Source organism: Streptomyces sp. NPDC086989, assembly GCF_044745505.1.
GTDB lineage: Bacteria > Actinomycetota > Actinomycetes > Streptomycetales > Streptomycetaceae > Streptomyces.
The window spans coordinates 103,522-117,155 of the sequence record NZ_JBIVAL010000007.1; the positions used below are offsets into that span (position 1 = coordinate 103,522).

General features: G+C 73.0%; 12 protein-coding genes and 1 tRNA gene. 8 read left to right on the top strand and 5 right to left on the bottom strand.

From position 1 onward, the window contains the following. Positions 1 to 2: 2 nt before the first annotated feature. Positions 3 to 755, bottom strand: a complete 753-nt coding sequence (gene cobF, locus ACIPK4_RS18550; RefSeq protein ID WP_402313834.1) for a precorrin-6A synthase (deacetylating) — start codon at positions 753 to 755, stop codon at positions 3 to 5. 18 nt (positions 756 to 773) lie between these two features. On the opposite strand from cobF, the gene ACIPK4_RS18555 reads away from it, so the two are divergent. The 4 genes from ACIPK4_RS18555 to ACIPK4_RS18570 are packed head-to-tail and all read left to right on the top strand — an operon-like array spanning position 774 to position 4,162. Next, positions 774 to 1,583, top strand: a complete 810-nt coding sequence (locus tag ACIPK4_RS18555; RefSeq protein WP_402313836.1) for a (Fe-S)-binding protein — start codon at positions 774 to 776, stop codon at positions 1,581 to 1,583. Between the two features lie 16 nt (positions 1,584 to 1,599). Continuing rightward, positions 1,600 to 3,084, top strand: coding sequence for a lactate utilization protein B (locus ACIPK4_RS18560; protein WP_402313838.1), 1,485 nt, complete (start codon positions 1,600 to 1,602; stop codon positions 3,082 to 3,084). After that, on the top strand, positions 3,081 to 3,767 hold the full coding sequence (locus tag ACIPK4_RS18565; RefSeq protein ID WP_402313840.1) for a lactate utilization protein C: 687 nt from the start codon (positions 3,081 to 3,083) through the stop codon (positions 3,765 to 3,767). Before ACIPK4_RS18560 ends, ACIPK4_RS18565 begins: the two co-directional genes overlap by 4 nt. A gap of 5 nt (positions 3,768 to 3,772) precedes the next feature. After that, positions 3,773 to 4,162 carry a VOC family protein gene (locus ACIPK4_RS18570; RefSeq protein WP_402313842.1) on the top strand — a complete coding sequence of 130 codons (390 nt, stop codon included), beginning with the start codon at positions 3,773 to 3,775 and terminating at the stop codon, positions 4,160 to 4,162. Between the two features lie 183 nt (positions 4,163 to 4,345). Here the strand turns inward: ACIPK4_RS18570 and ACIPK4_RS18575 are convergent, their stop codons facing one another. After that, a complete protein-coding gene (locus tag ACIPK4_RS18575) occupies positions 4,346 to 4,843 on the bottom strand; it encodes a DUF309 domain-containing protein (RefSeq protein ID WP_402313844.1) in 498 nt (165 codons plus the stop codon). 108 nt (positions 4,844 to 4,951) lie between these two features. On the opposite strand from ACIPK4_RS18575, the gene ACIPK4_RS18580 reads away from it, so the two are divergent. Then, positions 4,952 to 5,028, top strand: a tRNA-Pro gene (locus ACIPK4_RS18580). A gap of 28 nt (positions 5,029 to 5,056) precedes the next feature. On the opposite strand, the gene ACIPK4_RS18585 is transcribed toward ACIPK4_RS18580, so the two are convergent. Continuing rightward, positions 5,057 to 5,827: a tyrosine-type recombinase/integrase gene (locus ACIPK4_RS18585; protein ID WP_402313846.1), complete on the bottom strand. Its 771-nt coding sequence runs from the start codon at positions 5,825 to 5,827 to the stop codon at positions 5,057 to 5,059. Positions 5,828 to 6,041: 214 nt separating this feature from the next. On the opposite strand from ACIPK4_RS18585, the gene ACIPK4_RS18590 reads away from it, so the two are divergent. From ACIPK4_RS18590 to ACIPK4_RS18600, 3 genes are all read left to right on the top strand, one after another. After that, the gene (locus ACIPK4_RS18590) at positions 6,042 to 7,130 is read left to right on the top strand and encodes a hypothetical protein (RefSeq protein ID WP_402313848.1); all 1,089 of its coding nucleotides are present in this window, start codon (positions 6,042 to 6,044) and stop codon (positions 7,128 to 7,130) included. Between the two features lie 46 nt (positions 7,131 to 7,176). Then, positions 7,177 to 8,859: an Ig-like domain-containing protein gene (locus tag ACIPK4_RS18595; protein ID WP_402313850.1), complete on the top strand. Its 1,683-nt coding sequence runs from the start codon at positions 7,177 to 7,179 to the stop codon at positions 8,857 to 8,859. A 533-nt stretch (positions 8,860 to 9,392) separates the two neighbouring features. Continuing rightward, a complete protein-coding gene (locus ACIPK4_RS18600) occupies positions 9,393 to 9,812 on the top strand; it encodes a molybdopterin-binding protein (protein WP_402313852.1) in 420 nt (139 codons plus the stop codon). Here the strand turns inward: ACIPK4_RS18600 and ACIPK4_RS18605 are convergent, their stop codons facing one another. Both ACIPK4_RS18605 and ACIPK4_RS18610 read right to left on the bottom strand, forming a co-directional pair. After that, entirely contained in the window at positions 9,813 to 12,587 is a 2,775-nt protein-coding gene (locus ACIPK4_RS18605) for a molybdopterin-dependent oxidoreductase (RefSeq protein WP_402313854.1), read from the bottom strand. It abuts the gene before it with no gap. Beyond that, positions 12,584 to 13,408 (bottom strand): FAD binding domain-containing protein, encoded by an 825-nt coding sequence (locus tag ACIPK4_RS18610; RefSeq protein ID WP_402313856.1) that lies wholly within the window; start codon positions 13,406 to 13,408, stop codon positions 12,584 to 12,586. Before ACIPK4_RS18610 ends, ACIPK4_RS18605 begins: the two co-directional genes overlap by 4 nt. Between the last annotated feature and the right edge of the window lie 226 nt (positions 13,409 to 13,634).

Genomic DNA, 13,634 nt, shown 5'->3' on the forward strand with positions numbered 1-13,634 from the left:
GCTCAGCCGCGCCGCAGCAGGTACGTGTCCATGATCCAGCCCTTGCGGGCGCGGGCCTCGGTCCGGAGCTCCTCGATCCGGCCGGCGACCTCCGCCAGCTTCCCCGAGACCAGGATCTCGTCCGGGGTGCCGACGTAGGCCCCCCAGTAGATGAACAGGTCCTGGTCGAGGTGGGCGGTGAAGGCGTGCCGGGCGTCCAGCATCACCACCACGTCGTCCACGTCCTGCGGCCAGCCCTCGGCGAGGCGCCGCCCGGTGGTGATCTGGACCGGCCGGCCCACCCGGTTCAGGTTGGTCCGGTGCCGGGCCAGCAGCGCGGAGATGCTGCTGATGCCCGGCACGACCTCGTGCTCGAACGCCACCCGGCCGCGTTCCAGCACCTCGTCGAGGATGGCGAGGGTGGAGTCGTACAGGGAGGGGTCGCCCCACACCAGGAACGCGCCGGTCTCGCCCTCCGCCAGGTCCTCGGCGATGAACCGCTCGAAGATCGCGGCGCGTGCACTGCGCCAGCCGTCGACGGTCGGGGCGTAGTCGGCCGGGGTCCGGTCCCGGTCCGGATCCCGGCCCTCCACGAGCCGGTGGCCGGGGCGGGCGTGCGCATCGAGCATCGCGCGCCGCAGCCCGGTCAGATCCGCCTTCTCCTCGCCCTTCTCCAGGATGAGGAATGCGTCCGCCGCGCCGATCGCCCTGACCGCCTGGAGGGTCAGATGGTCCGGGTCGCCCGCGCCTATGCCGATCACTGAGAACTTCTTCACCGGGCTATTGTGCCCATCATGCGTGCCGCCCTGTTCGTCACCTGCGTCAACGACGCGCTGTACCCCCGGACCGGGATCGCCGTCGTACGCCTGCTGGAGCGGCTCGGCGTCGGCGTGGACTTCCCCGCGGCCCAGACCTGCTGCGGCCAGCCGCAGTACAACACCGGCTACCGGCGCGAGAGCGAACCCCTGCTGCGGCGCACCGCCGAGGCCTTCGCGGGCCACCCGTACGTGGTCACCCCGTCGGGTTCCTGCGCCGCGATGGTCCGCAGCCACTACCCGCGCATCGCCCGCCTGGCGGAGCGGGAGAGGCGGAGCCCCGGGCTGGTGGCGCAGGTTGATGACCTCGTACCGCGCGTGTACGAGCTGACCGAGTTCGTGGTCGACGTCCTCGGGGTGACCGACGTGGGCGCGTACTTCCCGCACACCGTCACCTATCACCCCTCCTGTCATGGTCTGCGCGGGCTCGGCCTGGGGGACCGCCCGCGACGGCTGCTCGCCGCCGTCAAGGGCCTGGACCTCGTCGAACTGCCCGGCGCCGAGGAGTGCTGCGGTTTCGGCGGCACCTTCGCGGTGAAGAACCCGGACGTGTCCGCGGCCATGGGCACCGACAAGGTGGACAGCGCCGCCGGGACCGGGGCGGAGGTGCTCTGCGGGGCCGACAACTCCTGCCTGGCCCACCTCGGCGGGATCCTGCGCCGCCGGGGAGGGGCGATGCGCGCCCTGCACATCGCCGAGATCCTGGCCTCGACGGAAGCCTCGGCCTTCGGTGGGGCGTCGACGGAGGCCTCGACGGGGACCTCGACGGAGGAGGAGCCGCTGAGATGACGGGCAGGAGCTCCGGATGACGGGCACGTTCATGGGGATGCCGGCGTTCCCCGACGCGGCGCGCGAGGCCGTCGGCGACCGGGTGCTGCGCGCCAACCTCCGGCACGCCACCCACACCATCCGCGACAAACGGGCCCGGGCCGTGGCCGAGATGGCCGACTGGGACCGGCTGCGCGCGGCGGGCAAGGCGGTCAAGGACCACACCCTGCGCCACCTCGACCGCTACCTGCTCCAGCTGGAGGAGGCGGTGACGGCCGCCGGCGGCACCGTCCACTGGGCCGCCGACGCGGACGAGGCCAACCGGATCGTCACCGCGCTGGTCCTGGCCACGGGCGAGCGGGAAGTGGTCAAGGTCAAGTCCATGGCCACCCAGGAGATCGGCCTCAACGAGGCCCTCGAAGCCGCCGGGATCGCCGCCTACGAGACGGACCTCGCCGAGCTCATCGTCCAGCTCGGACACGACCGGCCCTCCCACATCCTGGTCCCGGCGATCCACCGCAACCGGGCCGAGATCCGGGACCTCTTCGTGGCGGAGATGGGCCACTGGGGCCGCCCCGCCCCCGAGGGGCTCGGCGACGACCCGCGCGAGCTCGCCGAGGCCGCCCGCCTCCACCTGCGCGAGAAGTTCCTGCGCGCCAGGGTCGGCGTGTCCGGGGCCAACTTCATGGTCGCCGAGACGGGCACGATGGTCGTCTTCGAGTCCGAGGGCAACGGCCGCATGTGCCTGACGCTGCCCGAGACCCTGATCTCGGTGGTGGGCATCGAGAAGGTCGTCCCCACCTTCCGGGACCTGGAGATCTTCCTCCAGACCCTGCCCCGCTCCTCCACTGCCGAGCGGATGAACCCGTACACGACGATGTGGACCGGACTGGGGCCCTCGAGAGGGGCCGACGGCGACGGCCCCTCCGCCTTCCACCTCGTCCTGCTCGACAACGGCCGCACCGACACCCTCGCCGACCCCGTCGGCCGCCAGGCCCTGCGCTGCATCCGCTGCTCCGCCTGCCTCAACGTCTGCCCGGTGTACGAACGCGCCGGCGGCCACGCGTACGGCTCCGTCTACCCCGGCCCGATCGGCGCCGTCCTGAGCCCCCAACTACGGGGAACCGGCAGCGCGATCGACGCCTCGCTGCCGTACGCCTCGACCCTGTGCGGGGCCTGCTATGAAGTCTGCCCGGTCGCCATCGACATCCCGGAGATCCTGCTCCACCTGCGTGAACGCGTGGCCCAGGGCGGACCGGTGACCCGCGAGGGCATCCGCGTCCGCATCCGCCCGGCGAGGGGGCACGCCGCCGAACGGGCCGCGATGCGGGCGGCGCGGCTGCTCCTGGACCACCCGGGTGCGCTGCGCGCGGGGGAGCGGCTGCTGGCCCGGGCCCGGCGGCTGCGGCCGCGCCGGCTGCCGGGGGCCGGGCGGGCCTGGACGGACAGCCGGGAGCTGCCGGAACTCCCGGCCGAGTCGTTTCGCCATTGGTGGGCGCGGGAGCGGGGAGAACGGGCATGAGCAGCAGGGACCGCATCCTGGGCCGGATCCGTCGCGCGACGGCGGACGCGGCTGCCGGCCCGGCCGCAGACTTGGCCGCCGACCTCGCCGCCGACCTCGCTTTGGACGCCGCCGTCCCACGGGACTACCTCCGCGTCCACGGCGCCCGCACCCCGGCCGGGACGGCCGACCTCCTCGCCGCGAACCTCGCGGAGTACCGGGCGAAGGTCCACCGCACCGACGAGGGCGGCCTCGCGCCGCTCCTGGCCCGGCTCCTCGCCGAGCGGGGCGCGCAGACGGTCCTCGTCCCGGCCGGCCTGCCCCCGCACTGGCTCCGCGGGTCGCGGGCGCAGGCGGTGCCGGACCGGGCGGACTCCACCCCGTACGAACTCGACGCGGTGGACAGCGTGGTGACCGGCTGCGCCCTGGCGATCGCCGAGACCGGCACGATCGTCCTCGACGGCGGCCCCGGCCAGGGCCGGCGCCGCATCACCCTGATCCCCGACCACCACGTCTGCGTGGTCCGGGTACCGGACCAGGTGGTGGACTCGGTCCCGCAGGCCCTGCCCCTGCTGACCCCGACGCGGCCGCTGACCTGGATCTCCGGCCCCTCCGCCACCAGCGACATCGAGCTCGACCGGGTGGAGGGCGTGCACGGTCCGCGCACCCTGGAGGTGATCCTGATGAGCGGACCAGCACAATGAGTGCCATGCCCGCCTACATCGCCCTCACCGCCCTCGTCGTCCGCGACTACGACGAGGCCATCGACTTCTACACCCGAGCCCTCGGCTTCACCCTCGTCGAGGACACCCCGCGCCCGGACGGCTCCCGCTGGGTCGTGGTCCGCCCGGACGGCGCCACCGAGGCCGCGCTGCTGCTCGCCCGTGCCAAGGACGACGCCCAGCGCTCCCGGGTCGGGGACCAGACGGGCGGCCGGGTCGGCTTCTTCCTGTACACCGACGACTTCGCCCGCGACCACACCCGGATGACCGCCGAGGGCGTCCGCTTCCTGGAGGAACCGCGCCACGAGGCGTACGGCTCGGTGGCGGTCTTCGAGGACCTCTACGGCAACCGCTGGGACCTCCTGGAACCCGCGTAGCCCCTTGCCCGGGGACCCGCTCGACGGCCCCGCCTGGACCCGCGCGACGGGCCGGCCCGGACCCGCTCGACGGGCTCGCCGCCCGCGCGGGCCGCGGAGGCGCTGGTGCGGGTGTCCCGTCGGGGCCGCGACGGCTGCGGGCGGCCCGGCCCCGACCGGGGCCGGGGCCGGGGCCGTCCACGATCAGGCGGGGGCCGGCCGGTCCGGCGGGGAGACGAGCCGCGGCGCCTCGGCCGCCGCGTCGACCGCCGCCCCGGCTTCCACCCGCAAGGCCAACTCCCGGGCCCAGCGGACCAGACCCGCCAGGTCGATCCCATGAGCCCCCTCCGGCCCGGCCAAGGCCAGGGCATCGGCCCCCCGGCGCAGCAGGCGGGCCCCGCCGACGGCGTTCCCGCGTGCGGCGTGCGTGAGCCCGACGGCCAGCTGCGCAAGGGCCCGCCACAGCGGGGCCTCGGCCGGCGGCCCGGACTTCCATGCGTCCTCGAACACCTCGTGCGCGTGGAACGGCATCCCGGCGTCCAGCAGCCGCTGCGCCTCGGCCACCGTCTGCGCGGGCGTCCGCACGACCCCCTCGGGCTGCCGCTCCACCCCCGGCTCCCCGTAGGCCAGCGGTCGCCCCAGCCCGTCCCGCGGCCGCGCACTGCGCGCCCGCCCCTCACCGTCCCGATCCCGTGCGTTCACCCCGCCATCCTCCCCGCCACCGGAAACCGGTGCATGCGCACCCCTCTACGTGGGGTAATGTTCTGCATGTGCCGCCGGGCCGGGGGAAACCCCAGATCAACGGCACAACGGGACGTGGCGCAGCTTGGTAGCGCACTTGACTGGGGGTCAAGGGGTCGCAGGTTCAAATCCTGTCGTCCCGACCATGCTTTTGGCAGGTCGGAGGCCGTTCTCTCATCCACGAGAGGACGGCCTTTCGTGCGTCCGGGGCCACGGTGGTCGCCATGTGACCGCACGTCCAGCCTGTGGCCGGTCCGCTGCCGCGCAGAAGGCCGGCGGCGCGGGGGAGCGGAGTGCGCCGAGGGCCTCGCGGAGTTGGCGGACGTGGTCGCGTGGTGGTCGCAGCCACGCCGACCGGTGCGGTGCGGAGCTGGTGTTCTGGGCGCCGGTGAGGGTGCGGTCGATGGTGTCGACGGCTTCGCGGGCGGCCTGGCGGGTGAGGTGGCCGTAGATGTTGGCGGTGGTCGACAGGGTGGAGTGCGGCAGCGTCTTGGACACCACGGTGAGCGGCACGCCGGCGGGGATGGTGATGGTGGCGGCGAGGTGGCGCAGGTCGTGGACCGTGATCCGCGGGACGCCGACTTCCTCGGACAGCTGATGCAGTCGGCCGAGGACATGGTGCGGGCCGAGCGGTCGCCCGTCGGGTCGGCAGAAAACGAGGCCTGCGAACGGATCGTCAGGATCGCCCCGCCTGCGGGGTGTTGTGCGTGCGTGGTGCCGGAGGGCGGTGGCGACGCGCGGTGAGATGGCGACCCAGTCGCGGCTCGGCCTGGTCTTCGGGGCGGGATCCGCAGGCGTAGTTTCTTCGCCTCCAGGCAGCGCGGCAGCTGTGCCCAGGCGGACGAGTGGCGTCGCGCGCGGAGCAACTGGCAAGTCGTTGTTGAGTGGCCTCACTTGCCCTCCTGCGCCTGGGTCTAGGCGCCGCGCCTGATTTTCGCTCTGCACCCCCGGCCGCAAGGGTGACCCGCCGGGTCGTCGGGACTCTCGGCCAGTCGATGCCTCGTGCGGCCGCGGAAAGAAGAGCTCTGTTCAACCTTGCATGTGCCAGGTCTCACCGGTCAAACACCCTGTAGATGCCGAAGAATTCTGCTGCTACGGTACGCAGCTGCTGCCCGCCGCACCGGGCGCATCCCTGCGGAGATCCAAGGAGATGGATCCCATGAACCTCACCTTCCACCACCGCTCTCGTTCGACGGGCCGGGCCCTCGCCCTCGTGGCCGGCGCAGCCCTTGCCGTGACCGTCCCGCTCACCGCCTACGCCAATTCCGTCGGCGTCACCGTCCGCACCCCCGGCGCCACCGCCGGGCCGGCCGGCACCTTTGCCGAGATCACCACGGACGCCGCCTGTGCCAGCGGCCTGATCTCGGGCGGCGGCATCAGCCAGGCCATCGGCACCGGCGCCTCCTCCAACGGCAACAAGATCAACGGCACGGTGCCCAGCCCCGACGGCAGCACCGAGTACCTCGGCTCCACCGGGGTGGTCGGCACCGACGTCACCCACTGGCTCGGCATCGGCGGCAGCGGTGGCGCCGTCAACGCCTCCTTCTCCAGCACCCCGTACGCCATGTGCTTCAGCAGCAGCCTCGTCAACCACACCCAGGTCGTGATGAACAAGCTCGCCGGGCCCACGACCAGCGGTACCTTCGGCCTCGTCACGGCCACCTGCCCCGCCAACACCCGCCTGCTGGGTGGCGGCGCGCGCATCACGCCCGCGAGCGTCGGCAGCCTCAAGCCGATCGCGAGCTTCCCCACCTTCAACGACTCTGCTCACGGCTTCGGGCAGAAGGCCGCGGCCAATGGTGAGACCAACCCGGACTCCTGGTCCGCGGTCGGCTGGAACGGGGGCGGCGGCAACAGCGGCAACACCACCTACGCGTACGCCATCTGCAGCGGCAACAACATCAACGTCAGCGGTGTCACGGTTACGGTTCGGCACACCTCGGTGAGCGGCCCGACCGCCGCCACCACCGGCCAGACGGCCACCGTCGGCTGCGGCGGTGGCGACGGCAAGCTGGTCAGCGGCGGCGCCGCAGTCAGCGGCGGCAGCCTCACCACCACCAACTTCACCGGCCCCGGCTCTGTTGGTGACCACCTCAACGGCAGCTTCCCCAGCACCTCCGGCGGCAGCCCCTTCGGCGACGGCACCACCACGGCGGCGTACTGGACCGCCGACGCGCACACCGGCGGCGGCAGCTCCCCGAACACCTACACCGACGCCTGGGCGCTGTGCGCCGACGACGGCATCTGAGCCGGCACGGCCACCCTTCCCCCCGAGACGGCAGAAGAACTGACACATGAACACATCCCGCCCCGTGCGGACCCCTGCGCTGGCCCTGGCCGGCACCGCCCTGCTGCTCGCCGCTGCGCTCTCCCCGCCCGCCGTCGCAGCGGCCGACACCCCGACCGTCTGCGGGACGACGGGCGTCCCCGCCACCGGCACCGAAGCCAGCTGCGCCTGGACCGCGCCCGGCACCGACACCTTCACCGTCCCGGCCGGAGTCAGCTCCCTGACCGTGGACCTGTACGGGGCCGAGGGCGGCAGCGCTGCCGGGTACGTCGCCCCCAACCCGCCCAACGCCGGGGCCCCCGGCGGTCTCGGCGGCCACGCCCGCGCCACCCTGGCCGTCACCCCGGGCCAGCCCCTCCAGCTCACCGTCGGCGCCGCCGGCATACCCGGCAGTTCCCGACACGGGGAGTACGCCCGGCCCGGCGGATACGGCCACGGAGCGGGCGGCGGCGGTGCGCACGGCGGCGGCGGCTCCGGCGGCGGGGCCTCGGATCTGCGGACCGGAGCGTTCGGCCCGGCCGAGCGGATCCTGGTCGCTGGCGCAGGCGGCGGCGCCGGAAACGGCGGCCCCCAGCTGCACGGCGGTGACGGCGGCGGCCTGACCGGCGAGCCCGGCGGACAGGCCGACGGGCCCCAGGGCTCCGGTATCGCCGGCGGGGGCGCGACCCAGACCGCCCACGGCACCGGCAGCCCCAACTCCGCGCTGGGCGGCCCCGGCATCCCCGGCGGTGACACGGACCCCAACACCGGCCTGCCCAACCAGGGCAGCGGCGGCCCCGGAGGCAACGGCGGGCGCGGCGGAAACGGCGGCGGAGGCGGTGGCGGCGGCTGGTTCGGCGGCGGCGGAGGCTCCGGCGGCGGCAACCCCGACAACCTCCCCGGCGCCGGCGGAGGCGGCGGCAGCAGCCACGCCGCTCCCCTCGCCACCGAGGTCAGCCTGACCCCAGGCGTCAACCGGGGCAACGGCCGCGCCGTCATCTCCTGGCGGTACGACACCACCCTCACCCTCACGGCAGAGAGCACCGACCTGCTGTACGGGCACTCGACGGCCCTCACCGCGGAGGTCACCTCTCCCGCCGCAGGCGCCCCGGCCGGCAGCGTCGCCCTCTTCGACGGTGACGAGCCGCTCGGCACCGTGCCGCTGACGGATGGGCGGGTGGTCTTCCACACCCCCGTGATGCGCCCGGGCACCCACGGGTTCACAGCGCGGTACGAGGGCGACTCTCTGCACCGGCCGAGCAGCAGTCCTGAACCGCTGTCGGTCACCGTCGGTTTCAGCCGTCCCTGTGTGACGGCGCTGCACGAGGGTCCCTTGACGGTGGCGGCGGGGGAGTCGGTCTGCCTCGGCGCCGGAGCCCAGCAGGTCGGTCCGGTACGGATCGAGCCCGATGGTGCCCTGGCGGCTTCCGGCGCGTCGTTCACCGGGCGGTTCTCCGCCGACCGTGCCCTCGCCGTGTCGCTCTGCGGTGTGCACGTCGACGGTCCCCTGACCGTGCGGGAGACGGTCGGTCCGGTCAGCGTGTGCGACGGCAGTACGGTCACCGGCGCGGTCACCCTCGAATCCAACGCGGGCGGCACCACCGTGTCCGGCACCACCATCACCGGACCCTTGCGGTGCGAGGGCAACACGCCCGCCCCCCAGCTGCCGGGCGTCACCGTGCAGGGTCCCCGCTTCGGCCAGTGCCGTTGATCCAGACGGGCAGGCTGCGGTGAACGTCGGCGCGGTCCGGGGCGTAGAGCCCCCGGACCGCGCCGGCTTGTTCGGACATCGCCGCTGGGGCGTGCCCGAGGGGCCTGCGGCGAGCAGATTGCCGTAGCGGGTACGGCCGTGGCGGCCGGCAGCCGTGAGCATCGCCGGGGTGAGGTCGATCCCGAAAGGGAATCTTCGAACACCGCGAGCGACGCGCAGTGGCTCCCGTACCGGCCGCCTGCGTCGCAGGGGGAGCCGCTCCACTGGGCTGGCGTCCGGTGTCTGTGCAGTCGATCAACAGCCGTCCCGGGCGACGACTGGATCCGGACACGGAATCCTGACTGTGAGACGTGCCCCCAGGCAGTGGATCGTCCAAAGGGCGTGCGGTTCGGATCCACGACCCGATACCGCCCACTCGGTTGGCGCATGCGATGCGCCTGCACAAGGGGACGAAGAGTGTGTCGTAGTGTCGGAAAAGCCCAGGCCACAACAGGGTCTGCGGTTCCGGACGATTTTCCTGTGAGGCGTTTTCCATGAGCCTGAGCATCCGCAACCAGATCCCCGGCACGGTCACGGCCGTCACCACCGGCGAAGCGATGGCCACGGTGCAGGTGCGGCTGGCGGGCGGTCAGGGCATCACCGCAGCGATCACCGCCGACGCCGTCAAGGATCTCGGGCTCGCAAAGGGCTCTGCGGTGAAGGCGCTCGTGAAGTCCACCGAAGTGGCCCTCGCTACCGCCCCGGTGGAGAACATCTCGATCCGCAACCAGATCGCGGGGACCGTCACCGAGGTCGCCACCGGCGGGGCGATGGGCTCCGTCAAGGTCACCGTCGAGGGCGGTGAACTGACCGCGGCCATCACCAAGGACGCCGTCGAGGCGCTCGGCCTGGCCGACGGGACCTCCGTCGTCGCGCTGATCAAGGCCACCGAGATCTCGCTCTCGGCCGCCTGATCACACGGCCCTGCCGCGGTCGAGGGCGAGCCACATACGGTCCCGGGTCACCGGCAGTTCGGTGAAGCGGATCCCGGTTGCATCGCGCAGGGCGTTGGCGAAGGCCGGGGCGACGGGGTTGAAGGGGCTCTCGCTCATCGACTTGGCGCCCAGCGGCCCTATGGCGTCGGAGGTCTCCATGAAGTGGACCTCCGTACGCGGGACGTCGGCGTACTGCGGGAGCCGGTACCTGCGGAACGCGGCGGTGGTGACCTCGCCGCGCCCGTCGATCCGTACGTTCTCGAAGAGCGTGGCCCCGAGCGCCTGGGCGACGCCGCCCTCGACCTGGCCCCGGCACTGCACGGGGTTCATGACCTTGCCCGCGTCGGCGGCGTGCACGCTGCGCAGGACGCGGATCTCGCCCGTGCCGGGGTCGACGGCGACGCGGAACCACTGGGCGTTGAAGGCGACGGAGCGCGGGGAGCCGCCCCAGTGGCCGTCGGCGGCCAGCTCCTCCTCGGCGCCCCTGGCGTGCGCCGCCTCGTACAGCTCCTTCAGCGTCACCAGCCGGCCCGCGCAGTCGAAGGACTCGGCGCCGAGCGTGCACAGGTGCCGGGCCACTCCGGTGTGGCGGGCGGCGAGGGTCCTCAGCCGCTCGGCCAGGGATGTGGCGGCCAGGAGCACGGCCTTGCCCGCGACGACGGTGCCGGCAGAGCCGAAGGCGCCGGTGTCGTGGCGGACGACGTCCGTGTCGGACTGCCGGATGCGGATCCGGTCCTGCGTGGTGTTCAGGGCGCCGGAGGTGATCTGCTGGTGGACGGTGGTGGTGCCGTTGCCGAACTCGGCGGTGCCGACCGCGACGTCGTACGTGCCGTCCTCCAGCAGCGAGACCCGCGCGTCGGCGTGGTGGCCGCCGGGCGGACCGGTCGCGATCATGGCCATGGCGGCTCCCTGGCCGGTGAGCCAGCCCTCCGGGGCCTCCTCGGCGCTGGTGTCCCCGGCGAGGGCCCGGCGGACCACGCCGAGGCATTGGTCGAGCCCGTAGGAGGCGATGTGCAGGTCCTCCTCCTCACCGATCGGGCTGACCATGTGCTCGCCCGGGCCGATGATGTTCTTTTCGCGCAGGACCAGCGGGTCCATCCCCAGGCGGCGGGCCAGCTCGTCCATGGCCGACTCCACCGCGAAGGTGACCTGGCCCAGGCCGTAGCCGCGGAACGCGCCGGCCGGCACGCAGTTGGTGTAGACGGAGTACGCGTCGACCTTCTTGTGCGGCGCGCGGTAGACGGCGAAGGACTCGCCGACGCTGTGGAACATCACAGCCGGGCCGTGGTTGCCGTACGCGCCGGTGTTCGACACGACGCGCATCTGCACGGCGGTCAGGGTGCCATCGGGGCGGGCGCCGAGCTTGATGCGGATGGTGAAGGGGTGCCGGGTGGTGGCGCCGTAGAACTGCTCGGCCCGCGTGTACTCCAGCTTGACCGGCCGGCGCAGCTTCAGCGCGGCGAGGACGACGATGTCCTCGGTCAGCATCTCCTGCTTGCCGCCGAAACCGCCGCCGACCCGGCCCGCCACCACGCGTACCTCGTCCTCGGGCAGCCCGTACAGCGCGCACAGGGCGCGGCGGGTGAGGAAGGGGACCTGGGTGGAGGAGCGTACGGTGAGCCGCTCGCCGGTGCCGTCCTCCTTCGGTTCGAAGTACGCCACGCTGCCGTGGGTTTCCAGGCTCGCGTGCTGCACCCGCTGGGTCCGGAAGGTCTCCTCGTAGACCACGGCCGCTTCGGCGAAGCCCTCCGCCACACAGCCGATCTCGCCGTGCACCTCTCCGGCGACGTTGTATGCGGCCCGGGCGATCCGCGACTCGGGGCCCTTGTCGCCGTGCAGGGCGGGTGCGCCCGGCCGCATTGCCTCCTCCGGGTCGGTGACGTACGGGAGTTCCTCGTAGACGACCCGGATGCGCCGGCAGCCCTCCTCGGCGGCCAGTTCGCTGTCGGCCACGACCGCGGCCACGCGCTGGCCGACGTAGCGGACGACGTCGTCCAGTACGCGGGTGTCGTCCGGATCCTCGGTCGGGTGCTCGTGGCGGGCGGTGGAGTAGAGGGCGGTCGGTGCGTCCTCGTGGGTGAGGACGGCGTGGACGCCAGGCACGCGCAGGGCGTCGGCCGTATCGATGGACACGATCCGGGCGTGCGGGTGCGGGGAGCGCAGGAGCTTCATGTGCAGCAGGCCGGGGACGTCGATGTCGAAGGTGTAGCGGGCGGTGCCCGTGACGACCTGCGGGCCGGCCGGGGCGCCGGGACTGCGGCCCACCGCCTCGCCGGCGCAGGGGCGTTCGGTGTGCCGGACGCCCTGGACGGCGTCCTCGATGGCGCGGTAGCCGGTGCACCGGCAGATGTTGCCCTTGAAGGCGCGGGGCAGGTCGTCGAGCTTGCCGTCGTCGTGCTCGGTGCCGCGCTCGGCCTCCAGGGCGGCGGTGGTCATCAGGAAGCCGGCGGTGCAGAAGCCGCACTGGAAGCCCTGGGCGTCGAGGAACTTCCGCTGCACGGGGTGGAGTTCCCCGCCGGGGCGGGTCAGGCCCTCGACCGTGGTCACTCGGCGGCCCTCGACGCGGAAGGCCGGGTAGAGGCAGCTGTGCACGGGCTCGCCGTCCACGTGCACCGTACAGGCACCGCAGTCACCGGCGTCGCAGCCCTTCTTCACCCCGAACCAGCCCTGTTCGCGCAGATAGGTGCGCAGGCACTGGCCGGCGCGGGGTTCGGCGTCGGCGGTCTGCTGGTTGATGTGGGTACGGAAGGTCATCGGTCACCGTCCTGGGTCAGTTCGCGGCGGATCTCCTGCGCGAAGCGCAGCGTCATGTGGCGCCGCCACTCGGGCAGTCCGTGGATGTCGTCGAACCACTCGTCGTCGGCGACGGCGGAGCGGATGGCGTGCCCCAGGCCGGCAGGGTCGGGCGGCAGCGGGAACCAGAGGCGGAACGGGCGGGTCGTGGCCGCGGTGAGGGTGATCGCCAGGGAGCCGTCCCGCGGGTCGAGCGTTCCGATGACCAGCGCGCCGGACCGCCCCAGGCCGTAGAGGGAGGCCTGGCGGAACGCCGTACGGCAGGCGAGGGCCGACGCGGGCAGGGTCACCGAACGCAGCAGCTCCCCGGCAGTCAGGTCCTTGCGCCCCGCGCCGAGGACGAAGTCGGCCGCCTGCACGCGACGCGTGGCGCCGTCCTGCGACCGGAGCAGGCACGTCCCGTCCAGGGCCGCGGTCAACGAGATCATCGGCCCAGCCGGCAGGGCGTTGCAGAGGTTCCCGCCGACGGTCGCCATGTTCCAGATCTTGAAGGAGGCGAGGAAGGCGCGGCAGCACTGCTCGAACAGCGGCCCCGCCGGCTCCGCTAGACGCCGTCCGTACCGGGAGAGCTGCGCGATCGTGCAGGTGGCGGCGATCTCCACCGAGCCGTCGGGCAGGCGGGTCAGCGGCTCCCAGCCCATCCGGCTCAGGTCCACCAGCCGCCGGATGTGCGGCTGCGGCTCGGAGAACAGGTACGTGCCGCCCCCGAGCCACGCGTCACCCGGCCGCCAAGGCTCGCGTCGACGCGCGTCACGCACGTTCAGCACTGTGTTGAGATCCATGACTTACCACCCGTTCGCGACCTTCTCGTCCTCTTCAGTGAAGTCGCTGGGGTGGCCGGAAACGACTGGAGCCGCACACGGAAATCACCGGGGCCGTCAGCGTCCTCCTGGGTGATCGACCAGATCGCTTATGCATGGTTTGCCATGAAATGGAGGATCGGAGTCCCGGACAGCCCCCCGCAGGGCCTGGAAGGTTTCCTCTGCGCCTCGGGACCGGAGAGCCAGG

Excerpts from the sequence above, each read along its gene's own strand:
- ACIPK4_RS18555 (WP_402313836.1), top strand. The coding sequence starts at position 774 with ATGCGTGCCGCCCTGTTCGTCACCTGCGTCAACGACGCGCTGTACCCC.
- ACIPK4_RS18560 (WP_402313838.1), top strand. The coding sequence starts at position 1,600 with ATGACGGGCACGTTCATGGGGATGCCGGCGTTCCCCGACGCGGCGCGC.
- ACIPK4_RS18565 (WP_402313840.1), top strand. The coding sequence starts at position 3,081 with ATGAGCAGCAGGGACCGCATCCTGGGCCGGATCCGTCGCGCGACGGCG.
- ACIPK4_RS18570 (WP_402313842.1), top strand. The coding sequence starts at position 3,773 with ATGCCCGCCTACATCGCCCTCACCGCCCTCGTCGTCCGCGACTACGAC.
- ACIPK4_RS18590 (WP_402313848.1), top strand. The coding sequence starts at position 6,042 with ATGAACCTCACCTTCCACCACCGCTCTCGTTCGACGGGCCGGGCCCTC.
- ACIPK4_RS18595 (WP_402313850.1), top strand. The coding sequence starts at position 7,177 with ATGAACACATCCCGCCCCGTGCGGACCCCTGCGCTGGCCCTGGCCGGC.
- ACIPK4_RS18600 (WP_402313852.1), top strand. The coding sequence starts at position 9,393 with ATGAGCCTGAGCATCCGCAACCAGATCCCCGGCACGGTCACGGCCGTC.
- ACIPK4_RS18605 (WP_402313854.1), bottom strand. The coding sequence starts at position 12,587 with ATGACCTTCCGTACCCACATCAACCAGCAGACCGCCGACGCCGAACCC.
- ACIPK4_RS18610 (WP_402313856.1), bottom strand. The coding sequence starts at position 13,408 with ATGGATCTCAACACAGTGCTGAACGTGCGTGACGCGCGTCGACGCGAG.